11 protein-coding genes and 1 riboswitch are annotated in these 14,338 nt (G+C 43.7%); of the genes, 7 read left to right on the top strand and 4 right to left on the bottom strand.

Translation table 11 applies throughout. From position 1 onward, the window contains the following. Window positions 1-120 precede the first annotated feature (120 nt). Window positions 121-217, top strand: a riboswitch (TPP riboswitch). Between the two features lie 34 nt (window positions 218-251). The 3 genes from VYM24_RS09010 to VYM24_RS09000 are packed head-to-tail and all read left to right on the top strand — an operon-like array spanning window position 252 to window position 3,836. Beyond that, entirely contained in the window at window positions 252-2,546 is a 2,295-nt protein-coding gene (locus tag VYM24_RS09010; protein ID WP_330941982.1) for a TonB-dependent receptor, read from the top strand. A gap of 3 nt (window positions 2,547-2,549) precedes the next feature. Then, complete coding sequence (gene pnuC, locus VYM24_RS09005) at window positions 2,550-3,152, top strand: nicotinamide riboside transporter PnuC (protein WP_299092459.1); 603 nt, start codon at window positions 2,550-2,552, stop codon at window positions 3,150-3,152. A gap of 30 nt (window positions 3,153-3,182) precedes the next feature. Beyond that, window positions 3,183-3,836 carry a thiamine diphosphokinase gene (locus VYM24_RS09000; protein WP_291551412.1) on the top strand — a complete coding sequence of 218 codons (654 nt, stop codon included), beginning with the start codon at window positions 3,183-3,185 and terminating at the stop codon, window positions 3,834-3,836. Between the two features lies 1 nt (window position 3,837). Here the strand turns inward: VYM24_RS09000 and VYM24_RS08995 are convergent, their stop codons facing one another. After that, window positions 3,838-4,746, bottom strand: coding sequence for a DMT family transporter (locus VYM24_RS08995; protein WP_299092457.1), 909 nt, complete (start codon window positions 4,744-4,746; stop codon window positions 3,838-3,840). 127 nt (window positions 4,747-4,873) lie between these two features. On the opposite strand from VYM24_RS08995, the gene VYM24_RS08990 reads away from it, so the two are divergent. From VYM24_RS08990 to VYM24_RS08980, 3 genes are all read left to right on the top strand, one after another. Further along, window positions 4,874-5,062: a hypothetical protein gene (locus tag VYM24_RS08990; RefSeq protein WP_291551344.1), complete on the top strand. Its 189-nt coding sequence runs from the start codon at window positions 4,874-4,876 to the stop codon at window positions 5,060-5,062. Then, window positions 5,047-5,358, top strand: coding sequence for a type II toxin-antitoxin system RelE/ParE family toxin (locus tag VYM24_RS08985; RefSeq protein WP_291551342.1), 312 nt, complete (start codon window positions 5,047-5,049; stop codon window positions 5,356-5,358). The genes VYM24_RS08990 and VYM24_RS08985 overlap by 16 nt, the downstream gene beginning before the upstream one ends. A 381-nt stretch (window positions 5,359-5,739) precedes the next feature. Beyond that, on the top strand, window positions 5,740-7,098 hold the full coding sequence (locus tag VYM24_RS08980) for a transposase (protein ID WP_330941191.1): 1,359 nt from the start codon (window positions 5,740-5,742) through the stop codon (window positions 7,096-7,098). A 431-nt stretch (window positions 7,099-7,529) separates the two neighbouring features. On the opposite strand, the gene thrC is transcribed toward VYM24_RS08980, so the two are convergent. The 3 genes from thrC to thrA all read right to left on the bottom strand — a co-directional run bounded on the left by thrC (window position 7,530) and on the right by thrA (window position 12,729). Next, window positions 7,530-8,897: a threonine synthase gene (gene thrC, locus VYM24_RS08975; protein ID WP_299092453.1), complete on the bottom strand. Its 1,368-nt coding sequence runs from the start codon at window positions 8,895-8,897 to the stop codon at window positions 7,530-7,532. Window positions 8,898-8,899: 2 nt separating this feature from the next. Beyond that, window positions 8,900-10,210, bottom strand: a complete 1,311-nt coding sequence (locus VYM24_RS08970) for a cofactor-independent phosphoglycerate mutase (protein WP_299092450.1) — start codon at window positions 10,208-10,210, stop codon at window positions 8,900-8,902. 86 nt (window positions 10,211-10,296) lie between these two features. Continuing rightward, a complete protein-coding gene (gene thrA / locus VYM24_RS08965; RefSeq protein ID WP_299092449.1) occupies window positions 10,297-12,729 on the bottom strand; it encodes a bifunctional aspartate kinase/homoserine dehydrogenase I in 2,433 nt (810 codons plus the stop codon). A gap of 450 nt (window positions 12,730-13,179) precedes the next feature. Between thrA and VYM24_RS08960 the strand changes: the two genes are divergently transcribed. Then, the gene (locus tag VYM24_RS08960; RefSeq protein ID WP_044155428.1) at window positions 13,180-14,220 is read left to right on the top strand and encodes an asparaginase; all 1,041 of its coding nucleotides are present in this window, start codon (window positions 13,180-13,182) and stop codon (window positions 14,218-14,220) included. The last annotated feature ends 118 nt before the right edge of the window (window positions 14,221-14,338 follow it).

Here is a 14,338-nt window from a genome sequence, read left to right as displayed (position 1 = left end):
ATAATTATACTTTCCCGGCAGGACTAAGAAATACCCACCGGCCCACAAAATTAACAAATATTTCCGGTTATCGTTCACTCAATTTGCGTGTTTCACCGAAAACACTTAATTTTGCCCCCGATTTCAACTAAGGGGTGCCCTAATATGACGGGCTGAGATCATACCCATTGACCTGATCCGGGTAGTGCCGGCGGAGGGAAAAGAAGAAAAGCTCCCTTTTTCTGTATTCATCTTTAATAGTTAAAATTGTAATGAGAAAACATGCAATGGCGGCCTGCCTGTTGATGGCAACGCTGAGTGTCTGTGCGCAGACGCATGAGAAAGACAGCTTGCGGGTGATAAGCCTGCAGGAAGTAGAAATTATCTCTACCCGTGCCACGGGAACCACACCTGTGGCGTTTACCAATGTTAGTAAAGAACAACTTAAGAAGCAGAATTTCGGGCAAGATATTCCCTATCTGTTGTCATTTACTCCGTCAGTACTGACAACGAGCGATGCAGGTGCAGGTATCGGTTACACGAGCATCCGGGTACGCGGAACAGATGCTACACGCATCAACGTAACCACTAATGGCATACCCATGAACGATGCGGAAAGTCATTCTATCTTTTGGGTTAATACTCCCGATCTTGCCTCTTCGCTCCAGGACTTGCAGATTCAACGGGGAGCGGGAACTTCCACTAATGGCGCCGGAGCGTTCGGTGCCAGTATCAATATGAAAACACAAGGTATTCTGCCCACACCGTATGCGGAGTTTTCCGGCTCTTACGGCTCATTCAATACACATAAAGAAACCGTAAAAGTAGGTACGGGGCTCATTAATGGACGCTGGGGATTCGATGCACGTTTATCTAATATCCACAGTGACGGCTACCGTGACCGCGCCAGTGCTGACTTGAAGTCTTACTTTGTACAAGGCGGATACTATGGAGACAAGACCACTATTAAATTCATCACCTTCGGAGGAAAAGAAGAGACCTATCATGCTTGGGATGGTCTGGATAAAGAAACACTGGAAAACGACCGCAAATATAATCCCAATGGCGCCATAGAAGATGATAATGGAAATGTAATCGGATTTTATGATAACCAGATAGATTATTATCGCCAGACGCATTATCAATTATTATTAAATCAGATATTGTCTCCTTCGTGGAAATTGAACATAGCGCTACACTATACAGACGGCTACGGTTATTATGAGGAATATAAGAATAAGCGTACGCTGGTAGAATATGGCTTGGTACCCTTTGAAACAAACGGTACTACGATAGAGAAATCAGACCTTGTACGCCGTAAACTGGTAGACAGCCGTTTCGGTGGTGGAGTATTCTCTTTCGATTATAAAGGGGACAAATTGGATGCATCCATCGGCGGTGGTCTGAATTATTACAAAAACACCCATAACGGTAAGGTGGTATGGGTAAAGAATTATCTGGGTGAACTGAATCCTGACCATGAATATTATCGTAACATCGGACGGAAAACGGATGGCAACATCTACGCTAAGATAAATTATGAAATACTGGATGGAGTTAACTTCTATGCCGATATGCAATATCGTTATCTGCGCTATAAGATAAACGGCAATAATGACAAATGGGACTGGACAGCTGATCCGGCACATCTGCAACCACTGAAGATTGACGAAGATTTCAGCTTCTTCAATCCTAAAGCCGGCATATTCTGGAAGATAAACAATAATAATAATCTTTATGCCTCTTTCAGTGTGGCAAATAAGGAACCGACACGCAATAACTATACTGATAACTTATTTGCCGCACAGCCCAAATCAGAGCGGATGTTCGATTACGAAGTGGGATACACTTTCCGTAAAGGTTGGTTCAATGCAGGCGTCAACCTGTACTACATGGATTATAAAAATCAATTGGTACTGAACGGGCAATTGAATGAAATTGGCGAAGCCGTAGCAGAGAACGTGAAGGACAGTTATCGTATGGGTATTGAGCTGATGGCAGGTGCACGCATCACAAACTGGCTGCGCTGGGATGTAAACGCAACATGGAGCCGTAACCGCATCAAGAATTACACGGAATATCTAAGTGATGTGAATGAGGACCGGAAAGATATGTATAGTGAAAGCTGGGGTATCTCTCAGACAACCCGATATATTGGCACTACTCCCATCTCATTTTCACCGGACTTTATGGCAAATAATCTCATTTCTTTGGATTATAAAGGTTTTAATGCATCTTTGCAAACGCAATATGTCAGCAAGCAATATTTAAACAATGCTCATCAAGAGGACTGTACGCTGGATGCTTATTGTGTGAGCAACCTGAATCTCGGATATACTTTCAAACTGAAAGGATTGAAATCTGTTAATGTAGGCGTGACGATTTATAACCTGTTTGACGAAACATACGAAAGTAATGGTTATGCATCGGGAAGTGCTGTATACGAAGGTCATGGAAAGAATCAGATAAAGGACAAAGACAGTAAACTGCTCTATACTTCCAATTACGCAGCCTACTATCCTAATGCAGGTATCAATGCGCTGGCACATATCACATTGAGTTTTTAAAGCATGGAACAAATTCTCGAAATTATCGGAACCATCGTCGGGCTTGTCTACCTCTGGTTAGAATACCGGGCAAGTATCTATCTTTGGATAGCGGGCATCATCATGCCTGCTATCTACATTTTCGTCTATTACGATGCCGGACTGTATGCTGACTTCGGAATAAATATCTATTATCTGGGGGCAGCCGTCTACGGTTGGATGATGTGGAAATACGGCAGTTTTGTAAGACGGAAACTGCATCTGCATATCAAAGAAGGGCAGCAGGAACTTCCCATTACCCGTATACCGATGAAATATTACCTGCCCCTCGGCATTGCATTTTCCGTTACATTTGTCTGTATTGCCTGGATACTCATTCGTTTCACCAACAGTAATGTACCCTGGCTTGATTCTTTCACCACTGCTCTCAGTATCGTAGGTATGTGGATGCTGGCACGTAAATATGTAGAGCAATGGTGGGCATGGATTGTGGTAGACATTGTCAGTGCAGGACTCTATGTTTACAAAGACCTCGATTTCACGGCAGGACTGTATGCTCTTTATACAATAATCGCTATCTTTGGCTACTTCAAATGGAAGAGGATGATGGAAAGAGCGGTAGAGTGATAAGGTGGTAAGGTGATAAAAGAAATAATGATGAAAGAAAATAATAATAATTCAGTGGAACTCTGTGTTCTCTGTGGTGAACCCGAAGCAGTAATTTTAGCCAATGGTGATTATCCAACCCATCCCAGACCTTTGCAGATACTGGCAAACGCTCCTTATATTGTTTGTTGTGATGGCGGTGCAGATGCTTATATAGATCGCGGCAACGTACCTGATGTTATTATCGGTGACGGAGATTCCCTGAGTGAAGAAAACCACCGGAAATATAGCCATATTCTTCATTGCGTCTCCGACCAGGAAACCAACGACCAGACCAAAGCCGTAAACTTCCTTTTATCACAAGGCAAAAAGAACATCGCTATCGTAGGAGCCACAGGCAAACGGGAAGACCATACTTTAGGAAATATCAGCCTGCTCATTGATTATATGCGTACCGGAGCTCATGTCCGTATGCTGACCGATTATGGTATTTTCATTCCTTGCCATGATACCTGTTCTTTCCCCAGCCAACCGGGCCAACAGATTTCGATCATAAACTTCGGTGCCCACAACCTGCGAGGCGAAGGTTTGGTATACCCTCTCAGCGACTTCACTAACTGGTGGCAAGGTACACTGAACGAAAGCACGGAAACAGAATTCACCATTCACGCAGAAGGGGAATACTTGGTAGTGATAAACTATTAGTTCATTTTTTCCTCTCAGCTACCTCCACAAAATACACACTCAGACATATCATCCCGATAGCCACCCCCTGTTCCCAGGTAAAGCGGTCTTGTCCCACGATATAAGAAACGACAGTCGTCACAATCAATATCAGATAGCCATACATGGCCACTACGGTTGTCTTCAGATATTTCAATCCGATGGGCATCAACCAATAACTAAGGTAAGTAGGGAAAATAAGAATGAATGCCAGAATCACCCACGGCATCCAGTGCCAGGTTCCATGTGCTGCGTCGGTGAACAACGGCGCGTCCCAGCCCAGGATAGTAGATATCACCAGACCGGACAGCGCCGCGCCCCCAAACACATATTTCATTACGGTCACCAAGCCGATCTCTTCCAGTAATTTCTTACTCAGAATCAGATAAATGGCAAAGAACACCGAACTGAGCAGACACAACATATTACCTGTAAAGGCATCATGTGCCAAGTCATCGCTGCCTTGAGTCAATATACACAGCAATGCACCACCGAAACCGAGAGAGATACCGATGATTTTCATCAGTGTAGCCCGCTCGTGCAGAAAGAGAACGGAGATAAGAAATACCCAGATAGGTTGCAGGGAATTGAATATGGCACTACTGACAGGCGTCGTCTTACTGATACCTAACAGATAGCAAAACATAAAACCATACATGCCGAATGCCCCCAGGCAAAGTAACCCGATACGCTGCCGCCGTGTGATAGGCGCTTCTTTCACAAAACAGCCTGTGACCCAGAACGCCACAGCAGCAAAAGTACAACGCACCGTGACACCCGTCAATGCACCCATCCACACAGGCAGCAGGTATTTCAGGGCATTCATATTCAATCCCGCAAATATTCGCGAGACTACCAAACTTAAATTGGCCTCCAGCTTCTTATCTTTCATTCGGATATCGCAATTTTGGTTTCAAGGCAGAGAACGCAGGGAGAAGAAAATTGTTCAACGTGCATGGATATTCCAAAACTATTCGTATCTTTAGGATGTTCTATGAAAAACAAAAAAGGATAGCCCTATGAAAAGTAAAAAAAAAGACACACTGCGTACCGAAACCCAAGATGAACCTAAGAGCAAAGAACAAGTGCTCACATTCTCTCATCAACTGCGCCGGGAGATTGAAACTGCCTGTTGCCAATTGGATAATCGCGAAGGACAAAATAACTTAACAATAAACAAGGAGGTAGCAGAATGGCTAAGCAAGTAATATGGTCGCTCGTCGCCAAGAAACAGTTGAAGGAGGCATTCCAGATACTAAAACTAAAGAATGGGAATAATGAGGTCGGTGAAGTGCTCTATGTACAATTGCAGAACATGCTGCACCGTATCAGCATGAATCCATTCATCGGACAAACAACGGAAATAGAGAACATACGCTACATCATTCCTCACCCGGGATATACACTATTCTATCGACATAGTCTTAAGAAGATAGAAGTTGTTGTACTATGGGACAACCGACTAAAGATGGGAGAGCTGAAGGTGGTTCCCAAAAAGGAATAAGTTACTGTTTTTTTGTCAAGAGCAGATTTATATATTCTTAACTCCGGCAAGTGGTTTATCACTGTTGTCCTTAGTAGCATATCTCTGAAACAGATGGTCTGAATCTCCCAAAGGCATCATGTGTTTCATGCAAACAGATGATGCTTTTGCCACAAGTAGATGGTGTGTTTCCCACAGTTGAATAAGGCAAATACCACACTATAACCGGGTAAATGCCACACTAATTGCCCGTTAGAGTGTGGAATTTCGGGATATTCCCAAAATAATAAAATTTAAGGCAACTAATTCATTGCGAGTTAGTTGCCTTTTTTGTATCTTTAAGCATTCCCCCCAAAAAAACGGTTTGACGGCCAAAACGGGGGTAATCTAAACTAAAAACACATGGTAAAGATACAAAAAATCTCCGAAATCGAACCTTGTTTAGGTTTTACCGAGTTCGATATGCTAAAAAAATATCGTCAAAGTTTTGCAACGAGCGAATTAGGTCGCCTCCATGCTCTGTTTCCTTTCTCGGAACTGGCCCGACAAATGCATTTGAAGTCCTCTGCTTTGGGTCGTAAAAGTTATTTTTCTCCCGAAGGTAAAATAGCCTTGATGGTCCTGAAGTCCTATACCAACTTTTCCGATGCACAACTGATTGAGCATTTAAACGGTAATATTCATTACCAGTTATTTTGTGGTGTTCAGATTGATCCTCTTCATCCACTGACCAATCCTAAAATCGTCAGTGCGATTCGCCAGGAACTAGCGGACCGCCTTGTTATTGAGTCCCTCCAGCTTATTCTGGCTGAGCATTGGAAACCTTATCTTGAGAACCTTCATGTCTGTATGACCGATGCCACCTGTTATGAAAGTCATTTGCGCTTTCCTACTGATGTCAAACTCTTATGGGAAGGTATTGTATGGCTTCATCGCCATCTGTGCAAACATTGCCGTACATTGCACATACAACGTCCCCGTAACAAGTATCTTGATGTAAGCCGTGCCTACCTTGCTTACAGTAAACTGCGTAAACGCAGGAAATCACAGACCCGTATGATTAAACGCAGGCTACTTCAGTTATTGGAAAAGTTACTGGACCAGCTGGAGCATCTTCATTCATCCTACAGGCACAGGCTTACACTATCCTCTGATTACCAAAGACGTTTCTCGGTCATACAGACAGTCCTTGAGCAAGGGAAGAATTTATTTGCAGGCAAAAAAGTGTCCAACCGTATCGCGAGTATCGACCGGCATTACCTTCGCCCCATTATCAGAGGCAAGGAAACCAAATCCGTTGAGTTCGGAGCCAAGGTCAACAATATACAAATAGATGGAATCTCCTTCATAGAACATATCTCCTTTAAGGCTTTTAACAAAGGAGTACGTTTGAAAGACTGTATTCATTTGCAACGACAACTGACCAAGGTCAGGGTTAAGGCGCTTGCAGCGGATTCAATCTATGCTAATAATGCCAACCGGAAATTTTGTACTAAATATCATATAAGTACTTCCTTTAAGCGTAAGGGAAGAGCTGCCAAAGATGAGCCACTGCGGAAAATCTTACGGTCGGAACTCAGCCGTGAAAGGGCTACCCGCCTGGAAGGAAGTTTTGGAACGCAGAAACAACATTACTCACTGGCCAGAATAAAAGCCAGAAACAGGAAAACGGAAATACTTTGGATTTTCTTTGGAATACATACGGCCAATGCGGTATCTATGATAGAAAAGGTCGAAAAGAAAAAAAGAACGGCTGCATAATCAAACTAAAAGAAGAAGAAGAAAAGAGGAGAGGGTTTTAACTTCCCCTAAAAAGACATATACATAATGTACCGTTGGGAAGAAAAAATAAGAATATGTAAATAATATTCTATTAAAAAGATAGAAGACTTGAGACTTTACACAAAAAAATTAAGAGAAAAGCTCACGTAAAGTAAAACTGTTCTCTTAATTTATAAGAAAGAGGGACATTTACTGAATATCCCGAATTTCAGTCATTAAGATGTGGCATTCGGGAAGATCAAATGTGGCATTTCAGATGGGATAAAAAAGAGAGGAGAAGCAATGCCCCTCCTCTTACACTAATTTAAACTTGAATCTGAGTTAAATTACGGTTACAAATATACTATATTGAAACACCAAAGTCAAGCTTTCGGATCTTTATTTCTTCCTGCTTAAAGAAATTCTGCTTCTTATAGCGACAATAGATAGCTTTTGAAATCAGCAAATTCCTTTGTCATCGACAGACTTTGCTTTTCACCTTGCATAAAAGCTTTCAGTTTCGCAGGAATCTCTACGGTTTCGCCGATTATACCTTCTACGGTTTCGAGGAATTTTGCCGGATGTGCCGTCTCTAAGAAGATACCTGTTTCACCTGGTTTCAATCCTTCTTTCAGAGCACGGCAACCACAGGCACCATGCGGATCAAGCAGGTAATGACATTCTTTCCACGTCTCACGCATCGTTTCGGCAATCTGTTCATTGGTATAAGTGGTACCACTAATTTCGGCAGAAATGGCTGCATGACTACCTCCATAAAGATCGAGCACACGGGCAAAGTTACTCGGATCGCCCACATCCATAGCATTGGCAATGGTGGCGATAGAAGGACGTGGAGTATAAACTCCAGTTTGCAAATATTGATAGAAGATATCGTTACGGTTATTGGCAGCAATGAAACGCTTCACAGGCAATCCCATACGTTTACCAAACAATCCGGCAGTGATATTTCCAAAGTTACCGCTCGGAACACAGATAACCGGTGACAAGCTACCAGCTACCAGTGACGAGTGAGCTGCGCTGTCATTCTGCACAGCACTTGTAGCCCGTAGCTTGTCACTCGTAGCTTTCTTCAGTTGAGCATAAGCATAGAAGTAATAGAAAGCCTGCGGTAAGAATCGTGCTACATTAATGGAATTGGCACTGGTCAGTTGCAAATGCTCATTCAGTTCCTTATCCATAAAGGCAGATTTCACCAACGCCTGGCAATCATCGAATGTACCGTCTATTTCAAGGGCCGTGATATTCTGTCCGAGAGTCGTAAATTGTTTCTCCTGTATTTCACTGACTTTCCCTTTAGGATAAAGCACATATACATGAATACCCTCCACACCGAGGAAACCATTAGCTACCGCACTTCCCGTATCACCGGAAGTAGCAACCAAGACATTGACTTGTTTCTTACCTTCTTTTCTGATGAAGTATCCTAAAAGACGGGCCATGAAACGTCCGCCCACATCTTTGAAAGCAAGCGTCGGGCCATGGAAAAGTTCGAGTGAATAAATATTTTCCGTCACCTTCACCAAAGGAACATCAAAACTCAGCGTATCATATACGATTTGCTTCAACGTATCGGCTGGAATATCTTCTCCGAAGAAAGCGTCGGCTACACGATAGGCAATCTCCTGAAAAGAAAAAGTATCGATACTATCATAAAAATCTTGTGGCAAAGGTTTAATGCTATATGGCATGAAAAGTCCTTTGTCGGCAGCAAGTCCCTTCACTACGGCTTCTTCCAGGCTGGCGTCGGGAGCTTGTTTATTGGTACTGTAATATTTCATAATCAGCTTTTCATAAATTCATTAATAAACTCATCTTCCTTCAATAATCCGTAACTTCCTTCGCAAACAGACGCTTCATCAAAGGTCTGTACACTATCCGGTTCGATACCCGGATACCAGATGAAGAAAGGGATCGGTTCATTGGTATGTGTGCGAAGCTCACATGGAGTAGGATGATCGGGCAATACGGCAATAGCTACCGGTTCCTCCCAATCTTTCACGGCTTCATATATAGGACCTACAGCACGGCTATCCAGATTCTCGATCGTCAGAAGTTTTAAATCCACATTCCCTTCATGTCCGGCCTCATCGCTGGCTTCGATATGCAGATAGACGAAATCATCCGTCTTCAGGGCTTCCAGTGCGGCAGCCACTTTATTTTCATAATTGGTATCATACAAGCCCGTTGCACCTTCCACTGTCAGGCGGCGCAAATCCGCATAATATCCGATACCATTGATCAAATCTACAGCAGAAATCACTGCCCCCCGTCTCACTTGTGGGAACTTATCAGACAAACGTTCCATTTTAGGACGATAGCCGGGACTCCAGGGCCAAATACTGTTAGCCGGGTCTTTCCCTTCCGCCATTCGCTTCTGATTCAACGGATGATTTTTCAAAAGCTCCTGTGAACGCAGGATAAGGTCATTAATCAAATCAGCGGTTTGTTGCGGAGTCAGGGGAGCAAGCGACGAGCTACCAGCTACAAGTGACGAGTGAGCTGCGCTATCATCCTGCATAGCACTTGTAGCTTGTAGCTCGTCACTTGTAGCTGACTCACTTGTAGCTTTCACCAGTAACGGGCGGAAAGGCTTCAACGGTACATCGTGCGGTGGCGTACAATCGATACGCTTATCTCCACCTTTGATCACCAATAAATGACGGTACTGAACACCTGTATGTAAACGCACCCGTTCATTACCCAGATGCTCCTGCAAGTATTTCACCAGTACATCGGCTTCTTCCGTTGTGATGTGTCCGGCAGAATGGTTTTTAATATGATCACCTTCAATGCAAATGATGTTACAACGCATTGCCATCTCACCCGGTTTCAAATCTACACCGATGCTGGCAGCTTCCAGAGGTCCTCGTCCTTCATAAACTTTCAGCAGGTCATAACCCAGAACGGACATATTCGCTACCTCACTACCGGGATGGAAACCGTCGGCAACAGTCTTCAACCGTCCCGTACGTCCCATGCTTGCCAGTTTATCCATATAAGGCGTCTTGGCATATTGCATCAGCGTCTTACCGCCCAATGACTCCACAGGCCAATCCGCCATTCCATCGCCTAATATGATTATATGTTTCATAATTAATTGAATTAAGAATGAAGAATTTCCATGCGGTGTGATAGCGCAGCCTAATTCTTCATTCTTCATTAATCATTCTTCATTAATTAAACATTTGCAATACTCATGATATCCGCAAATACACCCGCCGCCGTCACTCCGGCACCGGCACCGTATCCTTGTATCATCATCGGATATTCTTTATAACGTTCCGTAGTCAGCAGAATGATATTGTTACTACCTTCCAAACCATAGAACGGATGGTTTACACCCACTTCCTGCAGTCCGACTGATGCTTTGCCATTCTCCAGTTTAGCAACAAAACGCCAATGCTTGTTCTCAGCTTCCAATACCTTGCGACGGGCTTCGAAGTCCGCATCCAGACCCGGCACTTTCTTCCAGAAATCATCCAGTGAACCTTCAAAGAAATCATCGGGTACGAACAGGTTCTTTTCTACATCCGACTGTTCCAGTCTGTAACCGGCTTCACGTGCCAGGATCACCAGTTTACGGATAACGTCCTTGCCACTCAGGTCGATACGCGGATCCGGTTCGGAGTAACGCTCTTCCTGCGCCATCTTGATGGTCTTGCTGAAAGGAATATCCGCACTGATCTTATTAAAGATATAGTTCAGCGTGCCACTCAGTACAGCTTCAATCTTCAATATCTTGTCACCACTATGGATAAGGTCATTGATCGTATTGATAATCGGAAGTCCCGCACCCACATTCGTTTCAAAAAGGTACTTCACACCACGCTGACGGGCGATCTGTTTCAATTCACGGTAGTTCTCATATTCCGAAGAAGCAGCAATTTTATTGGCAGCCACTACAGAAACGTTGTGTAACAACAAGTCTTTATACAAGGAAGCAACTGCCGCACTTGCCGTACAGTCTACAAATACCGAGTTGAAGATATTCATACCGATAATCTCATCACGCAAAGTTTCCAGCGTACTCGGTTTACCCTTCTCTGCCAGTTCTGCACGGAAATCCGTCAGATCGAAGCCTTCACGGCTAAACATAGCCCGGTCAGCGTCAGCGATACCCACAATATGTAGCTTCAATCCATTCTCCATCATCAACTTCTGCTGTTGACAACGGATTTGTTCCACCAGGCTGCCACCCACCGTACCGATACCACAAATAAAGAGGTTCAGTACCTGGTATTCCGACAGGAAGAATGAGTCATGGATAACGTTCAATGATTTACGCAATGATTTGAAATCCACTACAAATGAGATATTCGTTTCCGAAGCACCTTGGGCACAAGCTATTACATTGATACCGTTACGTCCCAACGTACCGAACAGCTTTCCGGCAATACCCGGGGTATGCTTCATATTTTCACCTACAATAGCTACCGTAGCCAGGTTCTTCTCTGCCTGTATCGGTGAGATCTCTCCCATTTCAATCTCTTTGGCAAATTCCTCGTTCAGCACTTCACAAGCCAGGTCGGCATCCGCATTACGCACACCGATAGACGTTGAGTTCTCCGAAGAAGCCTGAGATACAAGGAACACACTGATGCCATTCTTCGCCAACGCCTTGAAGATGCGGTAGTTCACACCAATCACACCTACCATACCTAGACCCTGCACAGTAATCAGACTGGTATCATTGATAGAAGAAATACCTTTAATCGCTTTCGTGCGCGGATCAGATACTTCCTGCTTGATAATCGTTCCCGTTCCTTCGGGATTGAATGTATTCTTTATTAAAATAGGAATATTCTTGTGGCAAACCGGATAAATAGTCGGCGGATATACTACCTTGGCACCGAAATTACAAAGCTCCGTTGCCTCTACATAACTCAATTCGTTAATGGTATAAGCGGTAGAAATCACACGCGGATCGGCAGTCATGAAACCATCCACATCCGTCCAGATTTCCAATTGGTCAGCATCCAATGCCGCCGCAATAACCGAAGCTGTATAATCGGAACCACCACGCCCTAGGTTCGTAACATCTCCCGTCACCTTATCAGTAGAGATGAACCCCGGCACCAGTGCACGCTTCGGCAAAATGCTGAATGTTTCACGAATCAGCTCATTCGTCAACTCAGTATCCAATACATACTTGGAGTGCTTCTTTTCAGTTTTGATAAACTTGCGTGAATCAAACCATTTGGCTCCCGTCAACTCTGCAACGATAATGGATGATAAACGCTCGCCATAGCTGACAATCGTATCGGAAGTCTTTTGCGAAAGGTCCTTTATCAGATAAATACCCTGGAAAATATCTTTCAGTTCATTGAGCAATTCACCAATCTGGCGTTGCAGTTCCACTTGCCCCTCACCTGCGGGAATCACTTCTTTAATCATTTCCACATGGCGGTAAACAATTTCGCGGAACTCATTTTCGTAAGCAGCATCACCGGCAGCCGCCATTTTCGACGTGTTTATCAGCTTGTCTGTGATGCCCCCCAGTGCGGAAACCACCACAATTACCGGTTCTTCTACTGCTTCTACAATTCTCTTTACGCTCAAAATACTGTTCGCGGAACCTACGGACGTTCCGCCGAATTTTATTACTTTCATATCCTTTATTACTATTGATAAGGTTGATACAATGTGTCGGGAACAGGACGTATATGCCTGTATTGACTTGAATTAAATAAGAAAAACTGCTGAAAAATAGTGTAACACGTAGAAACACAAATACTATCCATTAACCCCTAAGGGTCATGGTCATGCACATGGATGTGACTGTATGTTGATAGTACTTGTTCATACTCTCTGTTTCTTTCATTATTGATAAGTGTCGCAAAAGTAATAATAAAAACATTCAATCTATCACATTTTGCGGTTTTTTTGTAATAAAAATATAGAAAGGCCTCAAAAGAGGCAGAAATATGCAAAAGGGCGAAGTGTCATTGTCACACATAACCACACAATATTCCACTATCAGCGGCACAGTTTTATAACATTTTGATATTAAATCCAAGATATATCATTATATTTGCACTGAATTATCATAAGAGAATGCATATGAGTCCAAATATAACTTCCATTTTGCTAATCTATACCGGTGGAACCATCGGAATGATAGAAAACCCCGAAACGGGTGCTTTAGAGAATTTCAATCTCGAGCAGCTGAAAAAGCATGTACCGGAGCTGCAAAATTTCACATTCCATATCGATACTTACCAATTCGATCCTCCGATGGACTCTTCGGATATGGATCCGGAAGCCTGGCGTAAACTGGTGCATATCATTAGTGACCATTACGATAGATACACAGGTTTCGTAATCCTGCATGGCACGGATACGATGGCATATACCGCATCCGCCCTCAGCTTTATGTTGGAAGGATTGAGCAAGCCTGTCATCCTCACCGGATCGCAACTCCCTATCGGAGTACTCCGCACAGACGGAAAAGAAAACCTTCTTACCAGTCTTGAAATAGCCAGTGCACGCGATGCAAAAGGCAATCCGCTTGTACCCGAAGTCTGCATCTTTTTTGAGAACCACCTGATGCGCGGCAATCGTACCATCAAGATGAATGCAGAGAACTTCAATGCATTCCGTTCATTCAATTATCCTGTATTGGCAGAAGCAGGTATCCATATTAAATACAACAATGTGCAAATCCGCTTTAAGGAAGTCGAACGAGAACTGAAGCCACATTATCTATTAGATACCAATGTTGCTGTCCTAAAACTCTTTCCGGGTATTCAGGAGAATGTAGTATCGAGTATATTGGGCATTGAGGGATTGAAAGCTGTCGTGCTCGAAACTTACGGGTCGGGAAATGCTCCCCGCAAAGAGTGGTTCATACGCCGCTTGCGGAATGCTTGCGAACAAGGGATAGTGATTGTCAACGTCACCCAGTGCAGTGCCGGGACCGTAGAGATGGAACGTTATGAAACGGGCTATCAGTTAATGCAGGCAGGAGTAGTTTGCGGATATGACAGTACGACAGAGTCTGCGGTTACTAAACTGATGTTTCTGTTGGGCCACGGTTATACGCCTGAGGAGGTACGAAAGAGAATGCGTACTCCAATGGCGGGAGAAATTACTACCATTTAAAAAAGCAACCCGTTAGTGGCAAACAAGACTTTATCCTTGTGCCCGAAAGGGGACAAGAACTCTTACCAATCCATATACACTACCAGAATAAATCCCTTCTTAATCGGACAAGCGAACG

The sequence above is a fragment of the Bacteroides sp. MSB163 genome, assembly GCF_036416795.1.
GTDB lineage: Bacteria > Bacteroidota > Bacteroidia > Bacteroidales > Bacteroidaceae > Bacteroides > Bacteroides maternus.
This window is presented reverse-complemented; position numbering and strand designations above follow the sequence as displayed.